This window comes from Aliiroseovarius conchicola (genome assembly GCF_041403445.1).
Taxonomy (GTDB): Bacteria; Pseudomonadota; Alphaproteobacteria; order Rhodobacterales; family Rhodobacteraceae; genus Aliiroseovarius; species Aliiroseovarius conchicola.
The window spans coordinates 338,480-355,054 of the sequence record NZ_JBGEHL010000001.1 but is presented as its reverse complement, the minus strand read 5'-3'; the positions used below and the strand labels follow the sequence as shown (position 1 = coordinate 355,054).

The 16,575-nt window shown below is 57.2% G+C and carries 14 protein-coding genes; 9 read left to right on the top strand and 5 right to left on the bottom strand.

The genetic code is table 11. The features are described from left to right. Positions 1-9: 9 nt before the first annotated feature. Positions 10-1,671, bottom strand: a complete 1,662-nt coding sequence (locus tag V6N04_RS01745) for an NAD+ synthase (protein WP_371168390.1) — start codon at positions 1,669-1,671, stop codon at positions 10-12. Positions 1,672-1,857: 186 nt separating this feature from the next. Here V6N04_RS01745 and V6N04_RS01740 point away from each other — a divergent pair, with 186 nt between their 5' ends. The 9 genes from V6N04_RS01740 to V6N04_RS01700 all read left to right on the top strand — a co-directional run bounded on the left by V6N04_RS01740 (position 1,858) and on the right by V6N04_RS01700 (position 13,315). Beyond that, entirely contained in the window at positions 1,858-3,330 is a 1,473-nt protein-coding gene (locus tag V6N04_RS01740) for an MORN repeat-containing protein (protein WP_371168389.1), read from the top strand. A 290-nt stretch (positions 3,331-3,620) separates the two neighbouring features. Beyond that, a complete protein-coding gene (locus V6N04_RS01735; RefSeq protein ID WP_371168388.1) occupies positions 3,621-5,159 on the top strand; it encodes a 2-isopropylmalate synthase in 1,539 nt (512 codons plus the stop codon). A gap of 39 nt (positions 5,160-5,198) precedes the next feature. After that, positions 5,199-6,536 (top strand): MFS transporter, encoded by a 1,338-nt coding sequence (locus V6N04_RS01730; RefSeq protein WP_371168387.1) that lies wholly within the window; start codon positions 5,199-5,201, stop codon positions 6,534-6,536. 181 nt (positions 6,537-6,717) lie between these two features. Next, on the top strand, positions 6,718-7,755 hold the full coding sequence (locus V6N04_RS01725) for a rod shape-determining protein (RefSeq protein WP_371168386.1): 1,038 nt from the start codon (positions 6,718-6,720) through the stop codon (positions 7,753-7,755). A 53-nt stretch (positions 7,756-7,808) separates the two neighbouring features. Continuing rightward, on the top strand, positions 7,809-8,753 hold the full coding sequence (gene mreC / locus V6N04_RS01720) for a rod shape-determining protein MreC (protein WP_371168385.1): 945 nt from the start codon (positions 7,809-7,811) through the stop codon (positions 8,751-8,753). Then, positions 8,750-9,289: a rod shape-determining protein MreD gene (locus tag V6N04_RS01715; RefSeq protein ID WP_371168384.1), complete on the top strand. Its 540-nt coding sequence runs from the start codon at positions 8,750-8,752 to the stop codon at positions 9,287-9,289. The genes mreC and V6N04_RS01715 overlap by 4 nt, the downstream gene beginning before the upstream one ends. After that, positions 9,286-11,241, top strand: coding sequence for a penicillin-binding protein 2 (mrdA, locus tag V6N04_RS01710; RefSeq protein ID WP_371168383.1), 1,956 nt, complete (start codon positions 9,286-9,288; stop codon positions 11,239-11,241). Before V6N04_RS01715 ends, mrdA begins: the two co-directional genes overlap by 4 nt. Continuing rightward, on the top strand, positions 11,238-12,386 hold the full coding sequence (gene rodA / locus V6N04_RS01705) for a rod shape-determining protein RodA (protein ID WP_371168382.1): 1,149 nt from the start codon (positions 11,238-11,240) through the stop codon (positions 12,384-12,386). Before mrdA ends, rodA begins: the two co-directional genes overlap by 4 nt. Then, positions 12,383-13,315 (top strand): 2-hydroxyacid dehydrogenase, encoded by a 933-nt coding sequence (locus tag V6N04_RS01700; RefSeq protein ID WP_371168381.1) that lies wholly within the window; start codon positions 12,383-12,385, stop codon positions 13,313-13,315. Before rodA ends, V6N04_RS01700 begins: the two co-directional genes overlap by 4 nt. A 23-nt stretch (positions 13,316-13,338) precedes the next feature. Here V6N04_RS01700 and dtd read toward each other — a convergent pair whose 3' ends face one another. From dtd to V6N04_RS01680, 4 genes are read right to left on the bottom strand one after another with little or no spacing between them, the layout of a single operon-like run. After that, complete coding sequence (dtd, locus tag V6N04_RS01695) at positions 13,339-13,776, bottom strand: D-aminoacyl-tRNA deacylase (RefSeq protein WP_371168380.1); 438 nt, start codon at positions 13,774-13,776, stop codon at positions 13,339-13,341. Between the two features lie 16 nt (positions 13,777-13,792). After that, positions 13,793-14,908: a TFIIB-type zinc ribbon-containing protein gene (locus V6N04_RS01690; protein ID WP_371168379.1), complete on the bottom strand. Its 1,116-nt coding sequence runs from the start codon at positions 14,906-14,908 to the stop codon at positions 13,793-13,795. Between the two features lie 9 nt (positions 14,909-14,917). Continuing rightward, on the bottom strand, positions 14,918-15,445 hold the full coding sequence (locus tag V6N04_RS01685) for a cytochrome b (RefSeq protein ID WP_371168378.1): 528 nt from the start codon (positions 15,443-15,445) through the stop codon (positions 14,918-14,920). Positions 15,446-15,449: 4 nt separating this feature from the next. Continuing rightward, positions 15,450-16,559 carry an SPFH domain-containing protein gene (locus V6N04_RS01680; protein WP_371168377.1) on the bottom strand — a complete coding sequence of 370 codons (1,110 nt, stop codon included), beginning with the start codon at positions 16,557-16,559 and terminating at the stop codon, positions 15,450-15,452. Between the last annotated feature and the right edge of the window lie 16 nt (positions 16,560-16,575).

The following is a 16,575-nucleotide window of genomic DNA, read 5'->3' as shown; positions in this document are numbered from 1 at the left end:
GCGGGGTGATCAGCTTTCATCCCGCCAGCGGTTTACAATCGGATAACGGCGGTCCAGCCAGAAACTGCGCATGGTCAGACGAGTGCCGGGCGCAGACTGGAAGCGTTTGTATTCCGAGATGTAGATCAGGTGTTCGACCTTCTTAACGGTGGCCTTGTCAAAGCCATCGGCGACCAATTCTGCCACTGACTTCTCGTCGTCGATCAACCCTTCAAGGATTGCGTCCAGCACCTCATAGGGGGGCAGGCTGTCTTCGTCTTTCTGGTCCGGGCGCAGCTCGGCAGACGGGGGTTTGTCGATGATCGAGACGGGGATGACCTCGCCCTCGGGGCCTTTCATCCAGTCGTGGTGGTTGGCGTTGCGCCAACGGCATTGCTCGAACACGCGGGTTTTGTACATGTCTTTGATCGGGTTGTATCCGCCCGACATGTCGCCATAGATCGTCGCATAACCCACGGCGACTTCGGATTTGTTGCCGGTGGTCAAAAGCATCGCCCCGGTTTTGTTAGACAGGGCCATTAACAGCAGCCCCCTCAGGCGGGACTGGATGTTTTCCTCGGTCACATCAGGCTTGGTGCCTTCGAACAACGGGGCGAGCGTGTTGGTGATCGCGTCGCGGCCCTCTTTGATCGGTACGAAGTCATAGGTGCAGCCCAAACGGTTCGCGATGTCCTTGGCGTCATCCAACGAGCTTTGCGAGGTGTATTCCGATGGCAGCATCACGCAGCGCACGTTTTCCGGGCCAAGCGCGTCGGCGGCAATGGTCGCGACAATTGCGCTGTCGATCCCACCAGACAGGCCCAGTAGCACCTGTTTGAACCCGGTTTTGCCCATGTAGTCGCGCAAGCTTTCGACCATGGCGCGGTAGTCTTGCTCCCACTCGTCGCCATGTGGGGCGATGTCGCTGCTTTCAATCCTCCAACCCTCATCGGTCCGGGTCAGGTTGATGTGGCGAATCTCCTCGTCGAAGGCGCTCATCCGTAGGGCAAGCTCGCCGCCGGGGTTCAGCGCAAAGGTACCACCATCGAATATCTGATCATCCTGCCCGCCGACCATGTTCAGATAAACCAAGGGCAAACCGGTTTCGATCACACGACCCACCATGTGGTTCATCCGCACGTCGAATTTATTACGGTAATAGGGCGAACCGTTGGGGATCAACAGAAACTCAGCGCCGCTTTCGGCCAGCGTTTCGCAGACGTCATCTGCATGCCAAGCGTCCTCGCAAATCGGGGTGCCTATGCGGATTGGACCCATGGCGTACGGCCCTTGCGGGTCGGCGGATGTGAACTGACGTTCTTCATCAAACACGGTGAAGTTGGGCAGGCGCTGCTTCAGCACACGCGTCGCCACTTTACCGCCTTTCAGGATGTAGTAAGCGTTATAGAGATCTTTGCCGTCATGAAACGGCCCGCCGATTCCAATCGCAGGACCATCCGCGCAGTCTTCGGCCAGTTGATCCACAGCGGCCATCGCATCGCGGAAAAACTGTGGGCGCATGACAAGGTCTTGCGTCTGATAGCCGGTGATGAACGCCTCGGGCAATGCCAGCATATCGCTGCCCGCCGTCTTTGCTTCGGCCCAAGCTTTTCTGGCCTTGTCTGCGTTGGCGGAAATGGCGCCGACGGTTGGGTTCAGCTGTGCCAATGTCAGGCGGAAATGGTCACTCATCGCGCGTATCCTTGTCACCCGACACCCAATGCCAGGCTTCATCTTTGGCACAGATGTAGCAGGTTTGTGAGCGGGTTAAAGACCACGCGTGTGAAAACCGTTGTTTCACACCTATCGCTCGCTTAGGCTTGGCCGGGGTCGTGCGAGGGTGCGCGCGACATTGTACGCTCAGCAAAGAGGTTGCACATGGCTCGCCTTCGTATTGGTTTTCAAAGTGTTGCGTTCGGTTTGGCGCTGGGCGTGTTGCCGGCATTCGCTCAGGTGGAGACCAAACAATACGAAGATGGCGCTGTCTATGAAGGCACGTTCAAAGGCGGCGTGCAACATGGCATGGGCACGCTGCAGCTGCCCACGGGATATGAATATACCGGTGAGTTCTTCGAGGGTGAGATCATTGGGCAGGGCGTAGCCCGCTTCCCCAACGGTTCTGTGTATGAGGGCAGCTTTGCCAAAGGAAAGCCAGAAGGTTTCGGGAAGATCACGTTCGCTGATGGCTCGACCTTTGAAGGCGATTGGGTCGATGGCAAGATCAACGGATCTGGCATGGCGATCTATGCCAATGGTATCAAGTACGAAGGCGGATTTCGCAACGCCATGCACCACGGACAAGGGCGGCTGCAAAGCCCCTCTGGTTATGTTTATGAGGGTGATTGGGTCGCAGGCGTGAAAGAGGGTCGAGGCAACTCGACCTATGCAGATGGATCTTTTTACGACGGCCAGATGCGCAGTGGTGAACGTGATGGAACGGGCATCCTGACGCAAGCTGACGGTATGATCTATGACGGCAATTGGTCCAAAGGACAGATGCAGGGCAAGGGCGTCCTGAAACAGGCCAATGGTGATATATACACAGGCAACTTCGAAGCCGGTGCCCGCCAAGGGCAAGGCGTTGTCGTATATGCGAATGGAGACCGGTACGAAGGTGGATTTGCTGATGACAAACGCAACGGTAAGGGCCTGTTTGTCGGCGCGGATGGTTATCAATATGACGGGAACTGGGTTGCCGGTGTGATCGAGGGCGACGGGAGCGTTACCTATCCCGATGGCTCGACCTACCAGGGGCAATTCCGGGGCGGGCTTGCCGACGGGGCAGGGGTGATCAATTACCCGGATGGAAATGTCTACGATGGCGAATGGAAGGCCGGGGTGATCGAGGGCAAAGGTGTTGCGCGGTATTCCAACGGTACGGTCTACGACGGGGGCTTCAAGGATGCGCTCTATGACGGTCAGGGTAGCTTAACCGCTGCGGACGGGTCTTCTTATACAGGACAGTGGCAGGCGGGTCAGCCGCACGGTCAGGGAATGTCGAAATTCACAGATGGTTCCGTTTACGAAGGCAGTTTTGTCGGTGGTCTACGCGAGGGGAAGGGAAAATATGTGGCTGCCGATGGCTTCATATATGAAGGCGACTGGATCTCGGGGCTGTTCGAAGGTCTTGGCGAAGCGCTATATGCGAACGGAGACCGCTATGTGGGTAGTTTCGTTAAAGGAAAACGTAACGGCAAAGGCGTTGTGACCCGTGCAGACGGCAGCATTGAGGAAGGCGATTGGGAGGACGGCGTGATCGCTGGGGCAGTGACCGCATCACCAGCACCCCAAGTCGACGGGGACGCCGGTGCCGCAGCGGCGGAAGCCAGCGCGGGAGCGTCTGCGAACTGAGCCGTTTTGGGCACCCGATCCGTATCTCACGGAAAAAGGGGCTTTAACTTGCGCAATTCCACCGTATAGTCGCCACCATGGAAACGCAGACACATATCATCGCTCGCCCCGCGCTGGGTCAGAGCCTTCTGCTACTTCTTAGCCGCCTCTGAGCGTGCCGGTTCGGCGCGACCGCTCAGAGGATATGTCAACCGCGCCACATACTCCGCCCCATATGGAAAACATGCGCCCGAACCGGGTAAGCCCTCTGGGGTAAATGGCTAAGACACTGATATTGAAGAGATAAGAAAATGACCAAGACATCAGACCAAGTGTTGATATTTGACACGACCCTGCGCGATGGCGAGCAAAGCCCAGGCGCGACGATGACCCATGACGAAAAACTGGAAATCGCCGAGATGCTGGACGAGATGGGCGTGGACATCATCGAGGCGGGTTTCCCGATTGCATCCGAGGGCGATTTCGCCGCCGTTTCCGAGATTGCAAAACGGTCCAAAAACTCGGTGATTTGCGGGCTGAGCCGCGCCAACTTTAAGGACATCGACCGATGCGCCGAGGCCGTGCGCCACGCCGCAAAACCACGTATTCACACGTTTATTGGCACCTCGCCGCTGCACCGTGAAATCCCCAACCTGACTAAAGACGAAATGGCGGATCTGATCCACGAGACAGTCACACATGCGCGTAATCTGACCGATAATGTGCAGTGGTCTGCAATGGACGCGACCCGGACCGAGCATGACTATCTGTGCCGTGTGATTGAGATTGCGATCAAGGCCGGGGCCACGACGATCAATATCCCCGATACGGTAGGTTACACCGCGCCGCGCGAAAGTGCTGAACTGATCCGTATGCTGATCGAAAAAGTACCAGGCGCGGATGAGGTGACGTTCGCCACCCACTGCCACAACGATCTGGGCATGGCGACGGCGAACTCTTTGGCGGCTGTCGAAGCGGGCGCGCGCCAGATCGAATGTACGATCAACGGGTTGGGCGAACGTGCAGGCAACACGGCACTGGAAGAGGTAGTGATGGCCCTGAAGGTGCGCCATGATATCATGCCGTGGAGCTCGGGCGTGGACACTAAGAAGATCATGAACATCTCGCGCCGTGTGGCACAGGTGTCGGGTTTTGCGGTGCAGTACAACAAGGCTATCGTGGGCAAGAACGCATTCGCACATGAAAGCGGCATCCACCAAGATGGCATGCTGAAAAACGCCGAGACGTTCGAGATCATGCGCCCCGAAGATGTGGGCCTGTCCGAGACCAGCTTGGTGCTGGGCAAGCATTCGGGCCGGGCCGCGCTGCGCGATCGTCTGAACCAACTGGGTTTCGATATTGGCGACAACCAGTTGAAAGACGTGTTCGTTCGGTTCAAAGAGCTGGCAGACCGCAAGAAAGAGGTGTTTGACGACGACCTGATCGCCCTGATGCGTGATGGAACGGACGCCGCCAATGACCGTATTCAGGTGAAGTTCCTGCGGGTGATCTGCGGGACAGAAGCGCCTCAGTCCGCTGACCTGACGCTGGAAATCGATGGCGTGGATCATCAGAAAACCGCAACTGGCGACGGTCCAGTCGACGCAACATTCAATGCGATCAAAGAGCTGTTTTCCCACGACGCGAGCCTGCAACTGTATCAAGTCCACGCCGTGACCGAAGGCACAGACGCGCAAGCGACAGTGAGCGTTCGGATGGAGGAAAACGGTAAGATCGTGACCGGCCAATCCTCGGACACGGACACTGTCGTGGCATCGGCCAAGGCTTACGTCAACGCGTTGAACAACCTGCTTGTACGTCGCGAAAAAACCAAACCCGAAGCGGTTTGACACATTGACCGACATACGGGCGGGGCTACACTCGTCCGTATGATCAGAATTCTCTCTCATCGGATATTTGCCACGCTGTTTGCAGCGCAGGTTGTCGCGCTTCTTGGCACCGGATTGATGACAATCGCGCTGGGGCTTTTGGCATTCGAGTTGGCGGGGGACGCGGCTGGTGCGGTCTTGGGAACGGCATTGACCATCAAGATGGTCACCTATGTTGGACTGTCGCCTGTGCTTGCTGCTCTGGCAGAGCGTTTGCCAAGAAAACTGGTCCTGATCGGGGCGGATTTAGTGCGTGCAAGCGTGGCACTGGCTTTGCCGTTCATCACCGAGATTTGGCACATCTACGTTCTGATATTCCTGCTACAAACCGCTTCCGCAAGCTTCACACCCGTCTTTCAGGCGACGATTCCAGATATTTTGACGGACGAGGAAGATTATACAAATGCGCTTTCTTTGACGCGATTGGCTTATGACCTCGAAAACCTGCTAAGCCCGGCCTTGGCGGCGTTTTTGCTGCTGTTCATCTCGTTTCATGGTCTGTTTGCCGGCACGGTCATCGGCTTCCTGATTTCCGCCGCTTTGGTGGCGAAAGCCAATTTGCCGTCACGCCCCCCACCCAAAGAACAGCGACCATTCCGAGAGCGGTTAACCAGAGGATCACGCATCTATCTGGCCACGCCCCGGCTGCGGGGGTTGCTTTCGTTGAACTTAACGGCTGCGGCGATCAGCGCCTTTGTATTGGTAAACACGGTGGTGCTGGTCCGCGGTGAATATGGATTTGGCGCGCGCGACCTTGGCACGGCAATGGCCGCTTACGGGGGTGGTTCAATGCTGGCCGCGATCATACTGCCACGCCTGTTGACGCGTATGCGCGAACGAAACGTCATGCTTCCTTCGGCGGTGGGAGTTACCGCGCTAGCCTTTGTATTTGCGTCACTTATTGTTGGAGAGCAGCTGCCAAGTTGGCCAGTCTTCTTGGTATTTTGGGCGCTTCTTGGCGCAGGGTATTCGGCAATTCTAACGCCGTCTGGTCGGCTCTTGCGGGTCTCGGTCCATGCCGAGGACCGCCCAGCGATATTCGCCGCTCAGTTCGCACTGTCGCACGCTTGTTGGTTGATAACCTACCCATTGGCAGGATGGGTCGGAGAAGGCGCTGGCCTGGCGTCGGCTTTGGTCGTTTTGGGTGGCTTGGGTGTTGTCGGTATATTGTCAGCAATTTGGATGTGGCCAGCGGCGGGAGAGCGGGTGGTCGAACACTCGCATCCAGAACTGCCACCTGAACATCCCCATCTTCGCGCGCATCACGGTCAGGGCCGACGGCATGCTCATGTCTTTGTCATTGATGATGAACATCGGGTTTGGCCCACCAATGGCTAAAGTTGGTGACTTGCACAAATCCAACAACTTTGCCCTTTCCGACTAAGCAATAAGCCGCCAGTGATCCGCCTGTGCGCGTGCATTAGGGCTTTCACCTACGCTTACCGGCGCTTATATATTCTTCGGTCTGCGCCCGATGGGAATCGCGGACTTGAAGGGTTTGCAAACGGGGTAGGCATTGATGGCTGGTTTATTGGGTATGTTCTCGTCGGATATGGCGATTGACCTCGGGACTGCGAACACGCTCGTCTATGTGAAGGGCAAAGGGATCATTCTGAACGAGCCGTCTGTGGTGGCCTATCACGTCAAAGATGGTGTGAAAAAAGTCCTGGCCGTTGGCGAAGATGCAAAACTGATGCTTGGCCGGACACCTGGCTCGATCGAGGCGATCCGCCCGATGCGCGAAGGTGTGATTGCGGATTTCGACAGCGCGGAAGAGATGATTAAGCACTTCATCCGCAAGGTCCACAAACGCACGACGTTTTCGAAACCAAAGATCATCGTCTGTGTTCCCCACGGAGCAACGCCTGTGGAAAAACGGGCCATTCGCCAGTCGGTTATTTCGGCAGGTGCCCGTAAAGCAGGCCTGGTTGCGGAACCTATCGCTGCAGCGATAGGGGCGGGCATGCCAATCACAGATCCAACGGGCAACATGGTTGTCGATATTGGCGGCGGTACGTCTGAAGTTGCGGTTATGTCGTTGGGCGACATCGTTTATGCGCGCTCGGTCCGTGTGGGCGGAGACCGGATGGACGACGCGATCATCAACTATCTGCGTCGCCAACAGAACATTCTGGTGGGTGAAACCACCGCTGAGCGGATCAAGACCTCGATCGGAACCGCGCGGATGCCCGATGACGGGCGTGGTGCGTCGCTGCAAATCCGCGGGCGTGATCTTCTGAATGGTGTTCCAAAAGAGACAGAGATCAGCCAGGCGCAAGTGGCCGAAGCCCTTGCCGAGCCGGTTCAGCAGATTTGCGAGGCCGTGATGACCGCGTTGGAGGCGACCCCGCCTGATCTGGCCGCAGACATTGTGGACCGTGGTGTTATGCTGACGGGTGGCGGCGCGCTGCTGGGTGAACTTGATTTGGCCCTGCGAGAGCAGACAGGCCTGTCCATCTCAGTTGCCGACGAAAGCTTGAATTGCGTTGCGCTGGGTACCGGCAAGGCGCTGGAATTCGAAAAGCAACTGCGCCACGTCATCGACTACGATAGCTGACAGTTCCGCCCTGGTTCCGGGGCAAGCGCTGTCTGGTGCAACCGGAGGCCATTTTGGCAAAGAAACCCAATCAGAGCGACATCTACGCCCGCCCATTGCGTCGGCTTTTTGTCGGGATACTGATGGTGTGTCTGTTTTTGGTCTTCCTTGTCTGGCGCATCGACAGTCCGCGCGTTGAACAATTCCGCGCAAATCTGGTGGACCGCGTTGTGCCAAGCTTTGACTGGGCGCTGGTGCCAGTGACCAAATTGGTGGGCATGGTTGAAGATTTTCAGTCCTATCAGCGGATATACGAGCAAAACCAAGAGCTAAGGCGTGAGCTTCAGCAAATGAAGGCTTGGAAAGAAGCCGCCCTTCAGTTGGAACAGGAAAACGCGCAGCTTTTGACCCTAAATAATGTGCGCCTTGATGCCCAACTGTCCTATGTCACGGGCGTGGTGTTGACGGACAGCGGATCTCCTTTTCGACAATCCGTGCTTTTGAATATCGGGGCACGTGACGGGATCATGGACGGTTGGGCCACCACGGATGGGTTGGGCCTGTCCGGCCGCATCTCGGGGGTGGGTCAGCAGACCAGCCGCGTAATCCTACTTACCGACAGCAACAGTCGCGTGCCGATCATGGTTCAACCCTCAGGACAGACTGCGCTGCTTGTGGGTGACAACAGTGCAGCCCCCCCGATAGAATTCCTTGAAGCCCCAGAGAAGGTTCGGCCCGGCGACCGTGTCGTCTCGTCCGGTGATGGGGGCGTGTTCCCGGCAGGGCTTTTGGTGGGGCATGTGGCCATGGGAACGGACAGGCGCCTTCGGGTGCGGCTGTCGGCGGATTATGAACGGCTTGAATTTCTACGCGTTCTGCGCAGTCACCCCGGCGAAAAGGTGGACGACGACGGTGCCTTGATCGTCTCGACCCCTGCCTTAGCACCCCCGCCGCAAATCGATTTGGAGGTCGAAGATACGCCCCCCGGAACACCCGTTGTCGAGGAGGCGGATGGATGACCGATCGGCTAACCCTCATGCGCATGCTGTTTGCCGCAGGGCTGGTTGGGATCGCCATGGTCGTTTTGTTTGCGCGGCTCTTGCCAATTGATCTAACGCCCGGGCGCATCCCAGGTCCCGATGTTCTTCTTGCCTTCGTCTTTGCTTGGGTTTTGCGTCGCCCGGATTATGTACCTGTGCTGCTGGTTGCCCTACTGTTTTTCATTATGGACATGATGTTCCTACGCGTACCCGGCGTTTGGCCGTTGATGATTGTGGCAGGATCCGAATTCCTGCGCCGTCGTGAACCAGCAATGCGCGAACAGCATTTCTTAGTGGAATGGGGGCTGGTGGCGGCCACTCTGTTTGCTATGCTGATTGCCCAGCGTCTGCTGCTAAGCGTGTTCTTCGTGGAACAGGTGCCATTTGGTCGCGCCTTGTTGCAACTGCTGGCAACCGTCGCCATATATCCGATTGCTGTTTTTGTGTCTGTCTATGTTTTGGGCGTCGAAAAGCTGCAACCGGGTGATGATCCGATTAAAGGGCAAGCCGCATGAAACGTTCGCCAATCGATACAGAGAAGAGCGCGCGCAAGATCACGCGCCGCGGTCTGTTTCTGGGCGGCTTGCAGGTGTCCTTTGCGGCCCTACTGGTCGGACGTATGCGCTTCATGCAGGTCGACCAGACCGAAGAGTACCGATCCCTTGCAGAAGAGAACCGTATCAAGTTCCAGCTAGTCCCGCCGGCGCGGGGTTTGGTTCACGACCGCAATGGTAAGCTGATTGCCGGGAACGAGCAGAATTATCGTATCGTTCTGGTGCGCGAAGATGCAGGCGATCCCGTCAAGGTGCTAGACAACCTTCGGAAGCTGGTCTGGATTGAAGACGACGAGGTTGAGCGGGTGCTGGACGAGATGAAGCGCCGAAGCTCTTTCGTTCCGGTCACAGTTGCAGACCGCGTCGCTTGGGAAGATGTGACCGAAGTAGCAATCAACGCGCCCGTATTGCCCGGCGTCACGCCCGAGGTTGGATTATCCCGGATCTATCCGCGCGCGTCTGATTTCGCCCATGTCGTGGGCTATGTCGGCCCGGTTTCGGATTACGACCTAAGCAAGCTTGAGGACCCAGACCCGCTTTTACAAATTCCCCGGTTCCAAATCGGGAAAAGCGGGGTTGAGACGAAGATGGAACTCGACCTGCGCGGTTCGTCTGGCACGCGGGAGGTCGAAGTAAACGCTGTGGGCCGCGAAATGCGCGAGCTGGGGCGCGAAGAAGGACAGGTGGGGGACAATGTCCAGCTGACTGTGGACGCCGATTTGCAGGCTTATGTTCAGGCCCGGCTTGCGGGTGAAAGCGCGGCGGCTGTTGTGATGGACACGCGGAACGGTGATGTCTTGGCCATCGGGTCCGCACCGTCTTTCGACCCGAACAAATTCGTGCGCGGCATTTCAAGCGCGGACTATAATTCCTTGTTGGAAGATCCCTATCGCCCGCTTGCAGCAAAATCAGCGCAGGGGACTTACCCGCCGGGGTCGACCTTTAAGATGGTGACAGCGCTTGCGGCGCTGGAAGAAGGTGTGGTCAGCCCGGGAGAGATCATACGCTGCAACGGGTTTTTGGAGGTTCATGGCCGCAGGTTCCACTGCTGGAAACGTGCGGGTCACGGGAAGGTCGATCTGAACAAGAGCTTGGAGCAAAGCTGCGACGTTTATTATTATGAAATCGCGCAGCGCGTCGGGATCGAGAAGATTGCCGCGATGGCCCGCAAGTTAGGGTTGGGGGAACGACACGACCTACCGCTGTCAGCGGTTGCGCAGGGCCTTATCCCGACGAAGGACTGGAAACGGCAAGCGCGGGGGGCGGATTGGGTTATCGGTGACAGTTTGAATGCGGGCATAGGGCAAGGCTTCGTCTTGGCGTCTCCGCTGCAACTGACAGTAATGACGGCGCGTATCGCGACTGGTCAGGCGATTTCTCCGCGTCTTGTGCGGGCGATCAACGGGGTAGAACAGCCTATTCGCAATGATGGGGTGCTCGGTGTCGGGTCCGAAAGCCTACGCCTTGTTCGTCAAGGTATGTACGATGTTGTCAATGCCAAGCGGGGTACAGCAGGGCGGTCTAAGATCGTTGCTGAGGAACTGCGCATGGCGGGCAAGACCGGTACAAGTCAGGTGCGCAATATCACCAAGGCCGAGCGCGCACGCGGGGTGACCCGGAACGAGGATTTGCCTTGGAACCGTCGCGACCATGCGCTGTTTGTGTGTTATGCCCCTGCTGAGGCGCCGCGCTACGCGGTCACAGTGGTTGTTGAGCACGGCGGGGGTGGCTCCAAAGCGGCAGCACCTATCGCACGCGATATCCTGCTGCAAACCGCCTATAACGGAGAGCCGCCGTTGGAGGCCTATCCCGAGAGCCAGCGCGGCACGATCCGGGCGCGTCAACGTGACATTGAGGAATTGCTGAGCCGCCCGCCCGTCGAGCGTTTCGTCGACAGCAAAAACCGCGCATGAGCTATTTAGAGTATAACGTCAAATACGTCCCAGCCGGGCTACGTAAGGTGCTTTACGTAAACTGGTTCTTGGTTTTGTTGCTTACAGCAGTGGCGGGAATGGGGTTTCTGATGCTCTATTCCGTGGCTGGCGGCAGTATGGAACCATGGGCAGCCGCCCAAATGAAACGGTTTGCGCTGGGTATGTTCCTTATGTTCGCCATCGCGATGGTGCCCATCTGGTTTTGGCGCAATATGGCTGGGCTGGGATATATCATCTCTCTGATATTACTGGTTTTGGTAGAGCTGATCGGAACCACCGGAATGGGTGCTCAGCGCTGGATCGACCTGGGGTTCATGCGGCTACAACCGTCAGAGCTGTCGAAGCTCACCTTGGTTATGATCTTGGCCGCCTATTACGACTGGCTCGATATCAAAAAGGTCTCGCGCCCGTTTTGGGTGTTACTTCCGATTATTCTGATTCTTTTGCCCACCGCGTTGGTCTTGAAGCAGCCCGATCTTGGCACTTCGATCCTGTTGTTGGCAGGTGGCGGCGCAATGATGTTTTTGGCGGGGGTCAGCCTTTGGTACTTCGGCGCTGTGATTGCCGCCGGCGTCGGGCTGGTGACGTCCGTCTTCATGTCGCGCGGTACAGATTGGCAACTTCTGAAGGACTACCAATACCGTCGGATCGACACCTTTTTGGATCCATCATCAGACCCTTTGGGGGCAGGCTATCACATCACACAATCTAAGATCGCTTTGGGGTCAGGTGGCTGGACCGGGCGCGGGTTCATGCAAGGCACGCAGTCGCGGTTGAACTTTCTGCCAGAGAAACAAACCGACTTTATCTTCACCACCCTGGCCGAGGAACTGGGCTTTATCGGCGGGGTGTCTCTGTTGGGGCTTTACGTGTTGATCCTTGCTTTCTGCGCGGCGGCGGCGTTCCAGAATAAGGACCGTTTCAGCTCGCTTCTGATCCTTGGGGTGGCCGTAACGTTCTTCCTGTTCTTTGCTGTGAATATGTCCATGGTCATGGGCTTGGCACCGGTTGTGGGCGTGCCGCTTCCCTTGGTCAGCTATGGTGGGTCGGCCATGTTGGTTTTGCTGGTTGGATTTGGTTTGGTGCAAAGCGCCCATGTGCATAGAGCGAGGCAGAAACGATGACCATCAATGTTCTTTACGCGGGCAACCCAGCGCTGTGGCCCATCTATGAAACCGAGTTACACAAATCACTTGAAGAGGTCGGGATCGCCGTCAATCTGTCCGATGACATGCCGCCGGAAACCGTTGATTACATCGTTTATGCGCCAAATGGCCCCGTGCAGGATTTCACGCCGTTCATACGTGCCCAGGCGGTGTTTGGGCTGTGGGCTGGGGCCGAAAAGGTGGTTGGCAACCCAACCCTGACCATTCCCTATACGCGGATGGTTGATGGGGGCCTGCGCGAAGGCATGACTGAATGGGTGACAGGTCATGTGCTGCGTCACCATCTGGGGATGGACGAATTCGTCCATCGTACTCAGCCCCTTTGGAACCGGCATGTCCCGCCCTTGGCGCGGGACCGTTCGGTCGCTGTGTTGGGACTGGGGGAACTGGGTGCCGCAGAGGCACAAGCACTTGTCGCGCTGAACTTTAAGGTCAGCGGGTGGAGCCGAACCCAAAAGGATATCCCGGGCGTCACATGCTATAGCGGTGAGCAGGGGCTGGCCTCTGTTCTTGCGGGCGCCGAGATTGTCGTTCTGTTGCTGCCTTCAACGCCCGAGACTGAAAACGTGCTGAACGAAGAGAGGCTGGACCTCATGCCGCAAGGCGCGGTTGTCATTAACCCCGGCCGTGGGCCGTTGATTGACGACGCCGCATTGCTGGCCGCGTTGGATCGCGGGCAGATTGGCCACGCCACCCTTGATGTCTTCCGTGTTGAGCCTTTGCCAGACGACAATCCCTTTTGGGCGCATCCGAAGGTAACAGTGACTCCGCACATCGCGTCGGACACTCGCCCCAATACAGCAGCACGCGTCGTTGCTGAAAACCTTCGCAGAAGCGAGGCAGGCGAGCCGCTACTGCATTTGCTGGATCGTACCGCCGGATATTGAGACATGCTCAGGCTTGTCGCGCCTCAGAACTCCATCCAGATGGTCACGGGTCCGTCATTCACCAAAGACACTTTCATGTCCGCACCGAACTGACCTTGTGCAACATTGATGCCCAATTTGCGAAGCGCGTCTGCGAAATACTCGTATAAGCGCTCGCCTTCGGATGGGGCAGCAGCGGTCGAAAATCCGGGCCGGTTGCCGCGCGATGTATCAGCAGCGAGTGTGAACTGGCTGACCACCAAAGCACCCCCACCCGTGTCGACCAGCGAGCGGTTCATTTTGCCCGCTTCGTCCTTGAAGATACGCAGTTTTGAGATCTTGGCGGCCAAGGTGTCGGCATTGGCCTCGGTGTCGCCTTCCATCGCGCAAACCAAGATCAACAGGCCGGGGCCAGTGTCCCCGATCAGTGTGCCGTCCACATGCACCGCGGCTTCGCTGACGCGTTGTACTAAGGCTCTCATGTTAATTCCCTGATGCTTATTGGCTTTGTGCAGACAAATAGCCGATGGTGATGGCCGCGATCAGGCCCAGAATGACGGCAAAAGTGATTTTCCACGCAGAGTACGGACGTTCCCCTTGGACCCGTCCATTCTGTCCATTCACGACAAAACGATAGGTCCGCCCGCGATATTTGTATGCGGCAAGCCAAACCGGCAGCAAGATGTGCTTGAAGGTGACGTCCGACATATTGGTATCCATGTCACTGACCCGCTGACGATCGCCGCCAATGTCGAATTTCACGTCGCGCAGAATGATGCGGTTCATATAGTCCCGTGCTTCGGAAAAACCCTGCTCAAGTTCGATCGTGTATCCCTCGGCCCGGAAACCGGCGAGGTATTCAGGGCGATATGGCTCCAGCCGGGACAGGTCCCAAGGTTCCAGTGCGTCCGTGTACTTTTTCGGCAGGCCGCGCGATGCCAGCACCAGCACATCGTCAAAGAACCGAGCAACGCGGCCCGAGACCGAGCGCCACTTCACGTGACGGGTCCGCCTTTGCTGTCGTTCGCCGTTCACCATCACGGTGCGCACCCGTTCATGCACAGTACCGCGTTGGCCAGAGTATCTGGTTTTGGTGTCGGCATCGAAGGTCCAATAGGGCACATAGATGCCCGTCATTTTACGCCCTTTACGGGCGTAATCCCGCAGCCCGTTGGGGGCGAACCAAAGACGTCCAAGCCAATCTGTCATTGCTTGTCGCGCTTCGCTCTCTTCAACCTCGAACGGGGCCACTCCTTTTGGTTTGTAACGCCTATGTGTGCCCGTGTCGGTCACAACGGGTGTTGCACAGAACGGACATTCAGTGGCGTGAGTATGGTCATCAAACTCGATCAGCGCCGCACAATTTGGGCAAGTAACGACGCGTGTCACCTCTGTCTCGGCATCCGGCAGCTGATCCGCCAATGCACGTTTCAGATCCAATTCGCGGATAACCGGAACCATGGCTGGACGATCATCAATTGGCGCGTGAAAGCCGCAGTGGTCACAGGTCAGTTCATTGCGTTCCGGATCGAAACGCATATCTGCCCCGCATTGGTCGCAGGGAAAGCGGTGTTCTTCCAGCGGAGCTTCTGTGTCTTCGCGCGGGTAGGCCATGGAATTCCCCTAAAGATATCTATGGAGCATCTTTGGCACCATTATTCGTAGGGCGTTGTCCTTTAGCATGAAGTGGCGCCACAAATGGAATCCAGCGTGGGCAACGATTAGGACGACTAACGCATCGAATGCGATCTCGTGGATCTCTTCGGTAAATTCGTGCAGCCCTTTCGTCCCTGCGGCGGGGTTTATCTGGAGGACGCCAAAGGCTTTGATAGCAAACGGAGCTGCCAAACCGGCAAAAGCACCGGTCGCGACCGTTACCGGCAAACCGATTTGAAGCAAACGATGGGAAAGCCCATGGAATCGTTTGCCCCATACAGGCAGTTTTGGCCCAGCACGTCCCGCCAGTCCGTTTTTGACGAATAGCCCCAGCCAAACGGCAGCCACCAACGCAAGAATAATGCCCATTCCAGAGTGCGTTGCCAGCCCCAGACCGGGGCTGCCTCGAACACCCTCGGGTTCAACGATGAAGAAATACAGAATCAACCCAAAGGCCAACCAATGCAGCCACTTGATCATCGTACGACGGTTCAAAGCATCATGCTCCAGGCGGCGGTGGTGGAAGGATTGTAAAAAGCTGCGCCAGCTCTGCCACTTCATCAGCAGGCTTCCAGCCGTCCAATCCCGGGGTCCAAACATGGGTGTCGCGTGTCAGGTCGCCTGATGATGCCATTCGGCCCAGCGCAGCTTTGGAAAACGGGCCGGTGCTTTGGCCGTTCTCCGCCACGTGCCACACGCGCTCGATCGGGGCTGGCGGTGGCGTTTGGGTGCTTGCAGGGGCGCTCCCCCATGGGCCGCTTTGTGCCATCTGACCAGCCATGGCCATTCCCATGCCCATCCCAAGACCTGCGCCCATACCGCCGCCTCCGTTGGGGTTTTGAGCCGCAGATGTCATCGCTTCGGCTGCCGAATACTGGCTATAGGCGCCTAGGTCACCGGCAATCCCCATCGAGGTGCGCTTGTCCAACGCGGCCTCGACCGCGGGTGGCAGCGAGATATTTTCGATATAGAATTCGGGGATCGTTAGGCCGTATTCAGCCACGATGCCAGAGATTTCGGTCACGATCAGCTTGCCAAGATCGGCGGTGTTGGCGGCCATATCCAGAACCGGAATGCCCGAGGACGCGATAACGCGGCTGAACGCCTGAACGATGATGTTGCGGATTTGATAGCTGATCTCGTCCATGGTGAATTCGCCGTCGGTTCCGACGATTTCGACCAAGAACTTCGCCGGGTCCGAAACTCGCACGCTGTAGGTGCCATAGGCACGCACGCGAGTTGGTCCGAATTCGGGGTCACGCAACATGATCGGGTTTTTGGTGCCCCATTTCAGGTCGTGGAACCGCGTCGTGTTGACGTAGTAGATCTCGGACTTGAACGGGGATTTGAAGCCGTGATCCCAGTGATTGATCGTCGTCAGGATCGGCATGTTGTTGGTTTCCAACATGTAAAGACCCGGCGTGAACACGTCGGCAAGTTGCCCTTCGTGAACGAACACGGCCGCCTGCCCTTCGCGGACAGTCAGCTTGGCGCCGTATTTGATCTCGTGCCCTTCACGCTCGAACCGCCAGACCATTGTGTCTCGGGTGTCATCCACCCAATGAATGACGTCAATAAACTCGCCGGTTAAAAAATCAAGAATTCCCATAGTTACGCTCCCTCCT